We start from the raw sequence: 15,817 nt of genomic DNA on the forward strand, positions 1-15,817 counted from the left end.
AGGGGTCAGTCTCAATCACTCCCATTTCACTTGCCTTATGAAGTGGAATGGGTACCGCAGAAATAGTAAGATCAGCACCCTTCTCGATATGATAATCCAGCATCTGCCTCACATCCATTTTATAAACGTGATCTCCTCCAAAGATAAAGATATAATCAGGATTCTCATTCTCTATAATATTTATATTTTGATAGATGGCATCAGCAGTCCCAAGATACCACGAGTGTCCCCTACGCATCTGGGGAGGGACGATGTCTATATAATGTTCTAATTGACTGCTCATTCTCCATCCCAAGGAGATATGGCGGTTGAGTGATTCTGACATAAATTGGATTAATACTTTTATTCTATATAATCCAGAATTTGTAAAATTGCTTAAGACAAAATCAATCACTCTGAATCTGCCGCCAAAGGGCACAGCAGGTTTAGCCCTGTCTCTACTTAGTGGGAAGAGTCTTGCCCCTTTACCCCCAGCCATAATCATTGTTAATTTCCTTGTCACAGCTATCTCCTTATATGGGTATTTGAAAATCTCTATCTATGATACATAAGATAGTTGTTATATTTAAATAATCTACTGTTTTTTTATTAAATGTCAAGACACTCCTTTGAGGATGTTTTTGTATAGTAAATCCCTATCATATCTTAACCTACCACATCCTTTTTCAATAACAGAAAAAAAGCGAGCTTCTTATAAAGCTCAGTTGTTTTCATTTGAAAAATCTCGTGCTCAGAAATGAAAAGCGCTTTTAGCAGATGAAAGCAATTATATTGACCAAGGTGTATAATTATGATAAATTATCTATATTTAAAGGGTTTACATTATGGCACAGAAAAAAATCAGCAAAAAAAATCTCGAAAAAAAACCGGGAGAACTCCTGCGGTATGACATAACCCTCCTGACTGAGGACGACCTTTATCTCTTTAATGAGGGAAAACATTATCGTCTTTACAACAAGTTGGGCGCTCATCCCTTAAATATAGATGGTGTTAATGGGACGTATTTTTCAGTTTGGGCTCCGGATGCCGAGAAAGTTTCAGTTATTGGAGACTTTAATGGCTGGAACACGGCCAGCCATTTACTTATGCCGAAAGGAAGCTCTGGAATATGGGAGGGTTTTATCCCCGGCATAAGCAAGGGTGCCTCTTACAAATATCATATTTTCTCAAGATATAATAACTACCGCGTAGATAAGGCTGACCCTTTTGCATTTTACAACGAAATTCCGCCCAAAACTGCCTCGATCGTTTGTGACCTTAATTACACGTGGGAAGATAGGGAATGGATGGCGAGCCGTCACAATCATAACTCACTTAATTCTCCCATCTCCATTTATGAAGTCCACTTGGGGTCCTGGATGCGAATGCCCGAAGAAGAGAACCGTCCGCTAAACTACCGCGAAATGGCCCAGAAGCTGGCTGAATATGTAAAGCGTATGGGCTATACCCATGTGGAATTCTTACCGGTTATGGAGCACCCTTTCTATGGTTCCTGGGGATACCAGGGTAAGGGATATTTTGCTCCCACAAGCCGCTATGGAAAACCTCAGGACTTCATGTATCTTATTGACCACCTCCATCAAAACGGTATTGGTGTGATCCTCGATTGGGTTCCTTCTCACTTTCCTACTGATGAACATGGGCTTGGTTACTTCGATGGAACACATCTTTATGAACACGCTGATACTCGAAAAGGTCTTCATCCGGACTGGAACAGTCTCATATTTAATTACGGGCGAGATGAGGTGCAAAGCTTTCTCATAAGTAGTGCTCTTTTCTGGTTGGACTTTTATCATGCGGACGGACTTCGTGTCGATGCTGTTGCCTCCATGCTTTATCTTGATTACTCCCGTAAGAAAGGAGAATGGATACCCAATAAATACGGGGGCAGGGAAAATCTCGAAGCCATTTCCTTTTTGCGTCGCTTTAACGAGGAAGTCTACAAGAGCTATCCGGATGTTCAGACAATTGCTGAAGAGTCCACAGACTGGCCTATGGTTTCTCGGCCCACTTATGTGGGGGGTCTGGGTTTTGGTATGAAGTGGGATATGGGTTGGATGCACGATACACTGAAGTATATGTCTCTAGATTCTATCCACAGGAAATATCACCACAACCAGCTGACCTTTCGTCTCCTCTATGCCTTCCACGAAAACTTTATCCTCTCTCTTTCTCATGATGAAGTCGTGCACGGTAAGGGTTCGCTTCTGGCCAAGATGCCTGGGGACGACTGGCAGAAGTTCGCAAACCTAAGGCTTCTTTATGGATACATGTATGCCCAGCCTGGGAAAAAACTGCTCTTTATGGGGGGGGAGTTTGGCCAGTGGAATGAATGGTACCATGAAGAGAGCCTTGACTGGCATCTGCTCGATTATCCCTTCCATGCAGATCTCCAAAGATGGGTATCAGACCTAAACCGGCTTTACCATGATGAACCGGCTCTTTATGAGCTTGACTTTCATCCTGAAGGGTTTGAGTGGATCGACTGCAACGACACCGAGCAGAGTGTCATCAGTTTAATTCGAAAGGGGCGCTCGACCAAGAGCATTATCCTCGTTGTCAGCAACTTAACGCCTGTTTCCCGCTTTAACTACCGCGTCGGTACACCTTTTGAAGGATTCTGGAGAGAAATTCTTAACAGTGACGCCAAGGAATATGGAGGGAGTGGTCAAGGAAATCTAGGGGGTATCGAAACCGAACCGATTCCGTTTCACGGGAAGCCCCATTCCCTTTCCTTAAACCTCCCGCCTCTTAGCATCCTTTTTTTAAAAAAGGATAATGGATGAAAGACCTTATAAAACTCAAATAAAGCTATCTTAATTTTTCAGCTTTTTCTTATCGAAGATTAAGGAAAAGGTGAAAGGAGGGTATCATGAAAGAAGTAATTGGCAAAACTGCAGGAAGAATTTGGGAAGTACTGCGAGAAAAAGAAAAAGTAAACGTTACCCAGCTTCCCAAGACTCTTAAAGAAAAAACGCTCATTGTTTACCAGGCATTGGGCTGGCTTGCACGTGAGAATAAAATCGACTACCATAAAAAGGGTGACAAAATCTTCGTCTCCCTCTCCGGAAATGAGAAAAAATAGAATTGAACAAAAGCACATTTCAAAGAAAAGCTTTTTCTTGGCTCCTTATTGACCTATTGGAGGTATTAAAATAAACCGCTATATCTGTATTCACGGGCACTTTTATCAACCGCCAAGAGAAAATCCATGGCTGGAAGAGATTGAACAGCAGGATCCGGCATATCCCTACCACGACTGGAATGAAAGAATAACAGCAGGATGTTATGCCCCAAACACGGCCTCTCGCATTCTTGATCCTGATAAAAGGATTATAGATATTGTCAACAACTATGCAAAAATAAGCTTTAACTTCGGTCCCACGCTTCTTTCCTGGATGCAAAACTATATGCCTCAAGTCTATGAAGAGTTACTCGAAGCGGATCAGGAAAGCCAAAAGAATTTTTCAGGACATGGTTCAGCCCTTGCTCAGGTTTACAATCACATGATTATGCCCCTTGCCAACTCGAGAGACAAACGGACACAGGTTATATGGGGATTAAAAGATTTTGAGTATCGTTTTAAAAGAAGGCCTGAAGGTATGTGGCTTTCTGAAACTGCTGTTGACCTCGAAACACTCGATATCATGTCTGAACAGGGGATAAAATTCGCCATTCTTGCTCCACTACAGGCAAAACAGGTGCGAAAAATAAATGACAAAAAATGGATTGATGTAAGCAATGAGAAGATCGATCCTAAAATGCCGTACCTCTGCCAACTTCCATCCGGAGGGACGATAAATCTCTTTTTCTACGATGGTCCCATATCAAAGGATATTGCATTTGGAAAACTTTTAAATAACGGTGAATTATTTGCTAAGAGGTTGCAGAACGCCTTTTCTCAAGATCGAAATTCTTCCCAGCTTGTCCATATCGCCACTGACGGTGAGTCTTATGGCCATTATCATCGCTTTGGAGATATGGCTCTTGCTTACGCCCTGCACTACATTGAATCCAATAATCTGGCAAGGATCACCAATTATGGTGAATACCTTGAATTGCAGCCCCCCGAATACGAAGTAGAAATTTTTGAAAATTCATCATGGAGCTGTATCCATGGTGTCGAGAGATGGAAGAGTAATTGCGGATGCAGCACGGGAATGCATCCCGAATGGAACCAGGCTTGGAGGGCTCCTCTACGCGAAGCAATGGATTGGCTGAGGAATACCCTTACCCCTCTATATGAAAACGAACTGTCTGCTTATGTCAAAGATGCGTGGCAAATCAGGAATAATTATATTGAAGTCATGCTCGATCGATCTCCTCAAAATGTGGAACAGTTCTTCAATCATAATGCTCATCGGGAACTCTCACCAGAAGAAAAGGTAGTGGTTCTCAAGCTTCTCGAGATACAGCGCCAAGCCATGCTTATGTATACTAGCTGCGGCTGGTTTTTTGATGATATCTCAGGCATTGAAACGGTTCAGGTAATGCAGCATGCCTGTCGCGCCATGCAACTCGCTGAGGAAATAACCAGCACATCCCTCGATCAAGATTACATTAAGATCCTTGAGCGGGCACCAACTAATCTTGCTGAGCTTAAAACAGGTGCCGAAGTCTACGAAATATTTGTAAAGCCTTCTATTGTTGATCTCCTTCGATTTGCAGCACATTTTGCAGTATCTTCTCTGTTTGAAGATTATCCTGAAATCATCAAGCTCCTTTCTTACACAGCCAAAAGCAAGATCTATGACAAAGAAGATCTGGGAATGCAGAGGCTGTGTATTGGTAAAGCAAGAATTCATTCTGATATCTCATGGGAAGAAAACATGGTAAGCTATGCAGTTCTGCATTTTGGTGACCACAACCTTATCGGAGGGGTTCGTAAACACATGGGAGATGAACCCTTTTCTACCATGCGCCAAGAAATAAAAAATAACTTTCTAAAGAGCGATATTGCTAAGGTTATTCGTTTGATGGACAAGCATTTTGGAACACACAACTATTCTCTCTGGGATCTTTTCAGGGATGAGAAGAGAAAGATTTTAAACCAGATCCTTGAACCAACTCTAAAAGAAATAGAAGATTCTTATCGTCGCATTTACGAGTACCATCTACCGATTATGCAAGTAATGAAAGAAAAACGGATTCCCCTCCCTAAAACCTTGGCTGCGACTGTAGAATTTGTAGTAAATTTAGATCTTCAAAAGGAACTGGAAAGAGAAGAACTTGATATAGAACGGCTGCAAGATTTAGTTGAGGAAACGAAAAAATGGGCTTTACAGCTGGACAAGACAACTCTTGGCTTTCTCGCAAGCCAGAAAATTAATAAACTGATGGAAAGATTATCAGAGATCATAGGGGATATCTCACCGTTAAAAACATCAGAAGCCGTGTTAAGAATTTTAGAGTATGTCTCATTGCTGGAAACCATAGAAGCGGTATTTAGAACTTTGGATGAATTACATCTGGAATTGGATCTATGGAGAGCGCAGAATATCTATTTTGCAATCAGCAAGCATTTTCACAGTGAAATGCAAAAAAGAGCAGAAAAAGAAAATCAGACTGCTCAAAAATGGGTCGAGCTTTTTGACAAATTAGGAAATTATTTGAACATAAAAAATTAATGATGCGTTTCAAAAAAAGAGGAAGCGGTATTCTTCTTCATATAACCTCTCTTCCCTCACCTTATGGCATAGGGGATCTAGGGCCATCCGCTCATCTGTTCGCCCGTTTTCTTAATGAAGCTAAACAGAGTTTCTGGCAAATCCTTCCCTTAAACCCTACAAAACCAAGCTTTCAAAACTCTCCCTACCACTGCTTTTCCTCTTTTGCAAGCAACCCACTGCTGATAAGTCCAGAACTTCTGATTCAGGATGGTTTACTTGAAAAATCAGAAGGAGAATCTTTCCCCAGTTATCCAAAAGGGAGGATTGATTATCATTCTGTTATTACTGATAAAAAAAAGCTTTTTTATCTGGCATATGAACGTTTTAAAAACAAGGGGCAGGAACTTGAATATGAAAGATTCTGTTCAGAAAATTCCTATTGGCTCGATGATTTTGCCCTTTTTATGGCTCTTAAATCTTATTTTAAGGGACAGATATGGTGTGAGTGGCCTCAAGATATACGGGACAGAAAACCAGAAGCTTTGCAAACATTGAAAAAACAGCTTCATGATAAGATGGAAATGGAGAAATTTCTCCAGTATATCTTTTTTCATCAGTGGTTCACATTAAAGGGTTATTGTAATCAGCACGGCATCAAAATTTTTGGTGACATACCCATTTATGTGGTTTACGACAGCGTTGACGTATGGAAAAATCCCGAGATATTTAAACTGGATCATGAAAAGAGGCCTTATGTTGTTGCCGGTGTGCCACCTGATTACTTCAGCGAAACCGGCCAGCTCTGGGGCAATCCTGTTTACAGTTGGGATGTGCTTAGGGAAAGGGGATATGAGTGGTGGGTCCAAAGAATAAAACATAACTTAAAATTATACGATTTTGTGAGAGTTGACCATTTTCGGGGCTTCGTGGCGTACTGGGAAGTTTTGGCGACCGAAAAAAACTCCATTAACGGAAAATGGATTGAAGCACCTGCAATGGACTTCTTCGGTCACCTTACTAAAGAACTTCCCGGTTTACCAATCATTGCCGAGGATCTTGGCACCATCACCCCCGACGTAAAAGAGGTTATGCAACATTTCGATTTTCCAGGTATGAAAGTACTTCTGTTTGCTTTTAGTGAAGACTTTCCCACAAATCCGTACATACCGCATAATCTTGTAAGAAACTGCGTGTTATATACAGGAACTCATGACAACAACACAATAAAGGGATGGTTTCAAAGAGAGGCAACGCCGGAAATCAAAAAGAGGCTGTTTGATTATGTGGGGCGGGAAGTAACGGTGGATGAGCTTCACTGGGAATTGATACGACTGGCAATGATGTCAGTCGCAGACATGGTAATATTTCCCATGCAAGATATTCTTGGTTTGGGCGAAGAATCACGAATGAATCGTCCAGCCACCAACAAGGGCAATTGGGAATGGCAACTTTTACCGGAGCATCTGGAATCCTCGCTGGCCGAAAGGCTCAAAAAAATGACAGAAATTTATGGAAGGGCCTGATGCGAATCGGCGTGGGCTAAAATTTGGATTAATCCCTATCAATATGGTAGTGAGGGGTCTGAACGAGTAATTACATCACGATAGATGGGGAGATACTTTTTTTCGAGAACCTTCTCCCAGGTAAAATTTTCATAGATATTTTCAACAGCATTTATCTGGATTTCGCTCAGAGTTTTTTTATCTGGCTCACGGTAGACTTTAAGTGCACGCCTTAAGGTCTGAAGCAACTCCTCCGCTCCTCCCAGGTAAGAAAAACCGAATCGGCCATCCAAGGTTTTGACGAGACCGCCAACTCTGTGTACGATTGGTACATTTCCCATAAGCTGGGCAAAGAAGTCAGTTAACCCGCACGGTTCAAAGCGCGAAGGGATGACAAAAAAATCTCCTGCTGCATAGATCTTATTGGCAAGTAGATGACTGTAGCCTTTAGCCATACATACTCTTTTTTTAAACTTCTTTTCCAGTTTACAAAAACGATCGATAATGGAAGGATCTCCATCTCCAAGGCCTAGGATTTGGACATGCTCATCTTCGTTAAACAACAATTCGACTGCATCAGCCAGAATATCAAATCCTTTCTGCTGACCCAGTCGCCCGATGAATGTCAAAAGCGGAATATCTTTTTGATAATTGATCGCCCCTTTAAGAACGATATTTTCTGGTACTTCACGCCTCTCAAGCTCTTGAAGGGTTGATTTTTTACATACTTCTTTTCCCGCTAAATTTCCTTTTAATATTGAAAAGCCTGCAGCAAGTCCGAGTTGCTCAGAATTTTCAGGATTGGATGTTTCCGGATCAATACCGTTCGTAACCCCCAAGAGTTTAATACCGTAACCAGCAAGTTTATGTCCTAACCAACCAGAAATCGAATCTTGACCGGTCTGCTGTAACTCTCGGGCATAGTTTTCACTCACTGTGTTGATCGCACTTCCAAAAAGGCCCCCCGCAAGAAGGGGGTCAAAAAAACCATTGAGCAAGCTGCCTTTGATCACATCTCTTGAAACACCACATATGGCAGCCGCAAATTCAAGATCGCTAACCTCTTGATGATATCCCCTTCCTGCATTATGGATAGTTATCACAGAAGGTACATAGCAAAGATAGGGAACAAAAATTTCTTCTGAGGCTTGTGCTATAAGCGGTAAGAGAGCGGTATGGCCGTCGTGGCAGTGGACAATGTCAGGTCTTATCTGCATTTTCCCAAGCCCATGCAGGGTGGCCTTTACCAACAAAACATTCATTGCAAAAAAGTCAATGTAGCCTCTCCCTTCTAGTTCCGGTCGTCCAAGTGCCTTTGCTTCTTCTTTCGTATACTGATAGATGCCCTGACGCTTTATCAAGCTCTTGCCCTCAGCAAGATATTGATAGCGTTGAGCCTTTATTAAATGAACTGTCAGTTTGGGCTTTATCAGACTGCTGTAAATCGTAACGGATTCAGTCCGCTTCTCAGCAGAGTAATTCATTTCCACATCGAATTCCTGGCTTTTCTTAAGATGAAGATTCTTTTTATCGATAACACGATAATAAGGAAGAAAAATATGGGTGTCGATCCCCATTGCTGCGGCAGCTTTGCAAAGACCCTCTGTAACATCTTTTATGCCTCCCGCACCCGCTAAACTACCATACTCTCGAGAAATATGTACAACGCAATCAATCTTCGGCTCTTTGGGTTGTTTGGGGTCGCTATTCATTTCAGCAGTCCTTCTAAAAAAAGATAATATTATGCTTTTTCACCGGCAATATATAATTTAAATTATATTTAATTATAATATCAGATTTTAAATCTTAATAAAATACTTTTATCAAAAAGATAAAATTTTATCACTATTACTTATGAGAATTTTCATAATAAATTATTTATATCTAAAACTATTAATTTTGGTTTTTTTCGTCTATTTTCCTGATTATGCTCAATATTATGCTCAATGTTTTTTTCAGAAACAGGCATAGCTTTCTCCTTTCTTACAACCAGTGTAAGTTACGTTACTGGTTTTTAGGGCTGACCCCCATATTTTCGATTGCTCTCCCCATTACATAGATAAAAAATTTTACTATTCAAGTACAAGGTGATATTATTAATATTTATACGATAAAAAGAGGGTATTTATGAAAAGATATTTCTTACATATTGGTCTTATTTCTGTTTTTGTATTCTCTGCACTTTCAAATGCAGAATCTAAAGATGTGGTCGGCTGGATAGAGAAGGTTCGCATCTGTCCCGGCAATGTGGTTGTCCACGCCAAGCTCGACACAGGCGCTGACAACTGCTCCCTCAACGCCCCCCATATTGAATTTTTTCATCGCGGAAATGATACGTGGGTTCGCTTTGATCTTACAAACCGAGAAGGAAAAACCGTAACCTTTGAGCGAAAGATGGTAAGAATAGCCAAGATCAAACGCAAAGGGGCAAAGTGCCAGGAGCGTCCGGTTATTTTGCTTGGTATCTGTATAGGAAGCGTCTATAAGGAGGTAGAGGTGAACCTTGTGGACAGAAGCCCTTACAAGTACCAGATGCTTATCGGCCGGAAATTCCTCAAGGGAGATTTGCTTATTGATTCATCCGTCAAATATACGGTTGAACCGCAATGCAAAGAACCAAGGAGAATCAGTGAATAATCGCCACCTCTATTTTTTAGTTCTCGGCCTGGCTCTTATCGGTCTTATACTCTTTCTCTTCAAGCTCTTTGTCATGGGCTTTCCCCTGACACCCTATACCCATGTTGACGTATGGAATGTAGAAGCCCGTCTCGTCTTTGATGCCGAGGACAGGCCTGTGAAGGTTGATCTCTTTATCCCCACAACCACTCACCGCTTTATCGTTTCAGATGAAAACTTCATATCAAGGGGATACGGTCTCACAACCAAAACGGAAGACGGCAACCGTCAGGCGGTCTGGTCCATCCGCAAAGCCAAGGGGAGACAGGCTCTGTACTACCGAGCTGTGGTGCGTCAAATCAGCGTCAAAGAGCCGCATCTAGCACCGTCAAAAGAACCAGAGATAAAAGCCCCTGACCTTGAGGGCCCCTATCTTGATGCTGCCAGATCACTCTTTTCTCAGATTCATGCCCAGTCAGCTGATCTGGAAACTCTGGTAGCCGTACTTATACAGAGGCTCAATGCAAAGGAGCCGGACCAAAACGCTGCTCTTCTTTTGGGTAAGAATCCGAGCCTGATGAAGAAACTTCAGACAGCAGTAAGCGTTTTAACGCTGAACAAAATACCCGCACGTATTGCTCACGGTATACTCCTAGAGGAGCTGCAACGGCAGGCTACTCAAATACACTGGCTGCAGGTATACAGAGATGACAGCTGGAAGAGCTATCATCCCCTTACTGGTGAGAAAAAGATCCCCGAACACTTTCTTCTCTGGTGGCACGGGGAAGAGCCGCTGGTTAAGTTAAGAGGCGGAAAAAATCTCCGTACAACTTTTTCTGTCAGCCTCAACCAAGAAGAGGCTGTAAGGGCCTCACTTGAACGGGCAAGGTTTCTCAGTCCCTCTATCATGGAGTTTTCCCTCTTCAGCCTACCCATTCAGACCCAGAATGTCTACAGCGTCCTTCTGCTTTTGCCTTTGGGAGCCTTTCTGATTGTGGTTCTGCGTAACGTTGTTGGCATCCAAACCTTCGGTACCTTTATGCCGATTCTCATTGCGCTTGCCTTCAGAGAGACACAGCTTCTGTGGGGCATTTTTCTCTTTTGTATGATCATTGCCTTAGGTCTTGCCACGCGTTTTTATCTCGAAAATCTCAAGCTCCTTCTGGTACCCCGCCTTGCCTCAGTGCTTATTGTGGTTATTATACTCATGGCCATTCTCAGTATCATCACCCATAAGCTCGGCCTGATACGGGGGCTTTCTGTAGCCCTCTTTCCCATGGTCATCCTGACCATGACCATCGAGAGGATGTGTATTGTCTGGGAAGAGAGGGGTGCCGCTGCGGCTATCACTCAGGGTATAGGGAGCCTCACCGTTGCATCACTTGCTTATCTTGTTATGACCAACCAATATCTCGGACACCTCGTGTTCGTGTTCCCCGAACTCTTACTGATCGTGCTTGCAGGGATTCTGCTTCTCGGGCGATACTCCGGATACAGGCTCCTTGAACTCTACCGCTTCAAGGTGTTTGCGAAGGAGAAAAAATGATTTTCCAGCTAAAAAGAAAGCTTGCGGAAAAGGGGCTGATGGGGATGAACCGGCGCAATGCCGAATACATCTTAAAATATAACCCAAGGCGTCTCTTTCCCCTTGTGGACGACAAGCTTGAAACCAAAAGGCTTGCTGAAAAGGCCGGCATTGCCGTGCCGAGCCTTTACGGCGTTGTTGAGATAGAGCGGCATATTCGCGACCTGCCTAAGCTTCTGAAGCCTCATTCTGATTTTGTGGTCAAACCGGCTCACGGAAGCGGCGGGGACGGCATCCTCGTCATCACAGGCAGAGCAAAGGCAAACTATAGAAGGGCGAGTGGTCTTCTGATGACTGAGGACGAAATTAAACGCCATGTCTCTAATATCTTAAGCGGAATGTACAGCCTTGCCGGTTATCCGGACAAGGCCATGATCGAACAGCGTGTCCAGTTTGATCCCATATTCGAACCGATCAGCTATCAGGGGGTACCCGATATCCGCATCATCGTGTTTCTTGGTGTACCGGTCATGGCGATGTCCCGCCTTCCGACCCGTATGTCTGAAGGAAAGGCTAACCTGCATCTCGGCGCCATAGGCGTTGGGATTGATATCTCTAGCGGCACCACGCTTACAGCGGCATGGCGAAACGAAATCGTAAGCGAACACCCGGATACGGGGAATGCGGTAACAGGTGTGAAAATCCCTAACTGGGAGGCTCTTCTTTTTCTTGCTGCGAGGAGTTATGAGCTTGCCGGTCTGGGGTATCAGGGGGTGGATATCGTTCTTGATAAAAACAGAGGGCCATTGGTTTTAGAACTCAATGCCCGTCCCGGGCTTAATATCCAGATCGCTAACAATGACGGTTTGCTTCGCCGATTGAGAATCGTTGAGGATTACGGCAAGGATTTAGAAAGCATTCAAAAGCGCATTGGTTTTGCTCGAGAGCATTTCGGCGATTCAGAAAAGATAAGTCAAGGAGGAGTGCAATGAATTTCAATCAAATGATCACTGAGCTTGGCAAAGTGGCCTTTCAGTTTAAAAAAAGCGCCATCGAATTTCTCCCCAATTTTTTGGGCGCGGTGGTTATCTTTCTTATCGGTTTTTTGATAGCGAAGCTGCTTCGAGCTCTTGTATACCGCTTTTTAAAGAACATAGGTCGTCTCATCCCTTATGAAAAGGTCCAAAGCAGGCTTCAACCGACAAAGCTGGAGCCGTCGGCCTCGATAATCAGCAATATCCTTTATTGGTTTATTATATTTTTCTTTATAACCGTAGCCACTGAAGCCATGGGCCTGCCTGTGGTAACAATGTGGCTCAGCGGTATTGCCAGCTATCTTCCTAAAATCCTGGCAGCTGTTCTCATAGGAATTTTTGGTATCATTGGCGGAGTGATTCTTCGTGATATTATTATCTCAGCAGCTGCCTCGGCAGGAATCACATACGGAAATGTTTTAGGAAAATTTGCTCAATACGCCATTCTGCTCACAACAATTCTCATAGCCATAGACCAGATCGGTATTGATATCTCATTTCTTATGAGCATCATCATGATTCTTGTCGCAGCTGTGCTCTTTGGAGCCGCGCTCTCCTTTGGCCTCGGTGCCAGAACCTCTGTCAGCAATATTCTTGCCTCATATTACTTACAGAAAACATACAAGATAGGCCATAGAGTAAAAATCGGCGATATGGAAGGCGAGATTATCCAGATTACCCCTACTGCCGTTATTCTCGAAACCCCCTATGGCCAGGTCTGTGTACCGGCCAAACAGTTCAATGAAATGATTTCTGTTATGCTCACAAAGGATCAATCATATGAATCATGACCTTTTGCTCTCATTCGAATTCATAAAAAATCATCCAACAGATGCAGCTCATGTACTTGAGCAACTAAAACCAGAGGAGACAGCATCATTCTTAAAACAAGCCTCGCCTTCCTCAGCCGTCGGTGTTATCAGGCTGATGGATTCAATCCTAGCATCAAGATGCTTGGAAGTAATGGACTCAAATTATTCAGGAGCAATTATCGCAGAGCTTCCCTTTGAGATTTCCTCCCTGTTTTTACGAAGAATGGAGGAACAGCATAAAAAATCTATTCTAGAAACCTTGCCTTTAGATGTTTCAGGGCAACTCAGGCTTATCTTGCGCTATCACGAAGGAACTGCCGGTGCTTTAATGGATCCAAAGGTCTTCATCGTACCAGAAGATGTGACTGTAAAAGAGGGTATAAAGCGATTCCGAAAACATCCCAGACATCTGATTTACTATATCTATGTTGTGAATCGAGACTACGCTCTTGTGGGTCAGATAAACATTCGTGATCTTTTGCTCTCCGATCCTAACGCTTTGATCTCTTCCGTTATGCAGAGAACCATCAAAAATTTATCACCCCATCTAAGCTCTCAGGCCATTCTGGCTCATACCGGCTGGCAGGAATTCCATGTTCTTCCTGTGGTCGATGAAAAAGGTATCTTTCTTGGAGCCATTGGCTATCGAACCATTCGCCGTTTGATAAGAGATGTAGAGGAGCGACGTCAAGCTTCTCCAGAAAATACAGCAGGCAAGGCCATGGGCGAACTCTATTGGCTCGGCCTTTCCGGACTTATCAACTGGGTTGCCTCTGCGGTCAATCCTGAAAAGGAAGAAAAATAGACATCTCTCTAACGCTATTTCTCAAAAAATAAAATCAGGAGATAAGAATATGAGGCACAAGGAGACAAAATCATCAGCAGCAACAAAGGCCCTTATTAAAAAATTTTTCCAGCTCTACCCTGATGAAGCCGCAAGAAATCTCAATAGTCTTGAGACGAGAGAGATCATGCGCCTCTTAAAGGATGAACCCATACCTATAGCCTTGAATATCTTCGAACGATTAGATGCGGATATTGGTGCAGAGCTTATCGATAAGATGGAGGATGAGTTTTTTCGCCAGTTATTTTCTGAAATTGATCCTTCATACGGAGCCGCGCTTTTAGCTCGCCTAAACAAAAAGAGGGTCGAAAATCGTCTCTCCATTTTACCGAAAAACATTGCTAAAGAATTTCAGGAGCTGATGAAGTATCCTCCTGAGACAGCGGGAAATCTTATGGATCCTCGAGTCGCCTCTTTTCGAGCTGATAGAACCATGGAAGAAGTCCTAATAAGGATTCGTACTATGCATGACCGGCGTATTACAGATGTCTGCGTCGTGAATGAGAAGGGAGTTCTTTCAGCAGTAATCCCTCTTCAGGAAATAGCCATCTCTGAACCGAATGTTCAGCTGGGTGATCTCATCAAAACCAGGCCGATCAGCATTCAGTCAATGGCTCCAAGAGATGAGATCGTCCAACTCTTAGAAGAACAAAAACTTGCCAGCCTGCCCGTGGTTGACATAAACGGAAGGCTTATCGGTATTATTCGTTACGATACGCTGGTTACTGCAGCAAAACAGGAGGCGAGCGAGGATATTCAGGCAATGTTCGGTGCAGGAAGAGACGAACGGGCCCTTTCTAAGGCAACCTTTGCCATTCGAAAGCGCCTCCCTTGGCTTGAAATCAATCTTGCAACAGCCTTTCTGGCAGCGGCTGTTGTTGGAATCTTTGAAGAAACTATTGCAAAAATTACTATCTTGGCTGTATTCCTTCCGGTTGTTGCCGGTCAGTCTGGGAATACCGGCTCTCAGGCGTTAGCGGTGACCATGCGGGGACTGGCGCTTCGAGAGATTCGCCTCAGGCACTGGCTTAAAATCGTAAGAAAAGAGTTTATGGTCGGCTTTTTCAACGGATTGGCAATAGCACTCACTACATCACTAGTTGCCTATGTTTGGACAGGCTCAATCGGCTTGCCGATTATCATTGGAACTGCCATGATTATTTCTATGATCATTGCTGGTCTGTCCGGTGCTGTTATCCCTATTCTTCTCCAAACATTTGGTCAGGACCCAGCTCAGTCTTCTTCTATTATTCTAACCACTGTTACTGACGTTGCTGGTTTCTTTAGCTTCCTGGGACTGGCCACAATACTTTCTAGAATTTTTATCATTTAAAATGAAAAATCTTGGGGTAGCCTTCTTTGATAACTTTGCTTTCGCACGCAAGAAAGTTACATTAACCAGACCTAAAATCAGCCCCCTATAAAAATTGTCAATTTCGCTTCAAACTCCCGTGGACAGAGGAATGGAATGAGCTTCTCATAAAGAAAATTAAACAGGTAGTCTTGGTTAAGGATAGCAAACCAAAAGATATTCAAATAGAAGAATGCTTCTCAGAATAAAATGAGGGACTTATTTGCTTTTAACACCCAACCTTTTACAGTATTCACAGAGGAGCAATCTTCCCATGCCAGAGACTCGATTTTTGCGCTTAATTCTTTTTCCTACGCTACACCTCTGCTTATTGTGATAAACTGCAGTATCAGACCTCTTAGAGTGAAACGGGCTAATTTTCATTATATCACCTCTTTTTTAATAATTTTCAATCTCTCTATACAAAAAATATGATACTTTTTTTACTTTAAAGAATAATCTAATTTTTGACAAGCAGAAAATTCTTTTAAAAAATCTTCTATCGTGTATTTTACATCTCTTTG

13 protein-coding genes are annotated in these 15,817 nt (G+C 42.9%); 10 read left to right on the plus strand and 3 right to left on the minus strand.

The window, feature by feature from the left end; all coding sequences use genetic code 11:
• A partial coding sequence (locus tag VMW81_00810) for a sugar phosphate nucleotidyltransferase (protein HUU49480.1) occupies positions 1–502 on the minus strand: 502 nt, incomplete at its 3' end.
• Between the two features lie 322 nt (positions 503–824).
• Here VMW81_00810 and glgB point away from each other — a divergent pair.
• The 4 genes from glgB to malQ all read left to right on the plus strand — a co-directional run bounded on the left by glgB (position 825) and on the right by malQ (position 7,132).
• Positions 825–2,786, plus strand: a complete 1,962-nt coding sequence (gene glgB, locus VMW81_00815) for a 1,4-alpha-glucan branching protein GlgB (GenBank protein HUU49481.1) — start codon at positions 825–827, stop codon at positions 2,784–2,786.
• Between the two features lie 86 nt (positions 2,787–2,872).
• Positions 2,873–3,085: a winged helix-turn-helix domain-containing protein gene (locus VMW81_00820; protein ID HUU49482.1), complete on the plus strand. Its 213-nt coding sequence runs from the start codon at positions 2,873–2,875 to the stop codon at positions 3,083–3,085.
• Positions 3,086–3,215: 130 nt separating this feature from the next.
• Positions 3,216–5,627: a DUF3536 domain-containing protein gene (locus tag VMW81_00825; GenBank protein HUU49483.1), complete on the plus strand. Its 2,412-nt coding sequence runs from the start codon at positions 3,216–3,218 to the stop codon at positions 5,625–5,627.
• A complete protein-coding gene (gene malQ, locus VMW81_00830) occupies positions 5,627–7,132 on the plus strand; it encodes a 4-alpha-glucanotransferase (protein HUU49484.1) in 1,506 nt (501 codons plus the stop codon). The genes VMW81_00825 and malQ overlap by 1 nt, the downstream gene beginning before the upstream one ends.
• A 38-nt stretch (positions 7,133–7,170) precedes the next feature.
• Here the strand turns inward: malQ and VMW81_00835 are convergent, their stop codons facing one another.
• Positions 7,171–8,823 (minus strand): glycogen/starch synthase, encoded by a 1,653-nt coding sequence (locus VMW81_00835; protein HUU49485.1) that lies wholly within the window; start codon positions 8,821–8,823, stop codon positions 7,171–7,173.
• A 415-nt stretch (positions 8,824–9,238) separates the two neighbouring features.
• Here VMW81_00835 and VMW81_00840 point away from each other — a divergent pair, with 415 nt between their 5' ends.
• Genes VMW81_00840 through mgtE form a run of 6 tightly spaced genes read left to right on the plus strand, consistent with a single transcriptional unit; the run spans position 9,239 to position 15,275 of the window.
• Positions 9,239–9,748: a RimK/LysX family protein gene (locus VMW81_00840; protein HUU49486.1), complete on the plus strand. Its 510-nt coding sequence runs from the start codon at positions 9,239–9,241 to the stop codon at positions 9,746–9,748.
• Positions 9,741–11,273, plus strand: coding sequence for an inactive transglutaminase family protein (locus VMW81_00845; protein ID HUU49487.1), 1,533 nt, complete (start codon positions 9,741–9,743; stop codon positions 11,271–11,273). The genes VMW81_00840 and VMW81_00845 overlap by 8 nt, the downstream gene beginning before the upstream one ends.
• On the plus strand, positions 11,270–12,244 hold the full coding sequence (locus VMW81_00850) for an alpha-L-glutamate ligase-like protein (protein ID HUU49488.1): 975 nt from the start codon (positions 11,270–11,272) through the stop codon (positions 12,242–12,244). The genes VMW81_00845 and VMW81_00850 overlap by 4 nt, the downstream gene beginning before the upstream one ends.
• The gene (locus VMW81_00855) at positions 12,241–13,077 is read left to right on the plus strand and encodes a mechanosensitive ion channel domain-containing protein (GenBank protein ID HUU49489.1); all 837 of its coding nucleotides are present in this window, start codon (positions 12,241–12,243) and stop codon (positions 13,075–13,077) included. Before VMW81_00850 ends, VMW81_00855 begins: the two co-directional genes overlap by 4 nt.
• Positions 13,067–13,903 carry a CBS domain-containing protein gene (locus VMW81_00860; GenBank protein HUU49490.1) on the plus strand — a complete coding sequence of 279 codons (837 nt, stop codon included), beginning with the start codon at positions 13,067–13,069 and terminating at the stop codon, positions 13,901–13,903. The genes VMW81_00855 and VMW81_00860 overlap by 11 nt, the downstream gene beginning before the upstream one ends.
• Positions 13,904–13,952: 49 nt before the next feature.
• Positions 13,953–15,275 (plus strand): magnesium transporter, encoded by a 1,323-nt coding sequence (gene mgtE / locus VMW81_00865; GenBank protein ID HUU49491.1) that lies wholly within the window; start codon positions 13,953–13,955, stop codon positions 15,273–15,275.
• A 237-nt stretch (positions 15,276–15,512) separates the two neighbouring features.
• On the opposite strand, the gene VMW81_00870 is transcribed toward mgtE, so the two are convergent.
• Positions 15,513–15,677 carry a hypothetical protein gene (locus VMW81_00870; protein HUU49492.1) on the minus strand — a complete coding sequence of 55 codons (165 nt, stop codon included), beginning with the start codon at positions 15,675–15,677 and terminating at the stop codon, positions 15,513–15,515.
• Positions 15,678–15,817 lie beyond the last annotated feature (140 nt).

Source organism: Nitrospinota bacterium (genome assembly GCA_035528715.1).
Classification (GTDB): Bacteria; JADFOP01; JADFOP01; order DATKYB01; family DATKYB01; genus DATKYB01.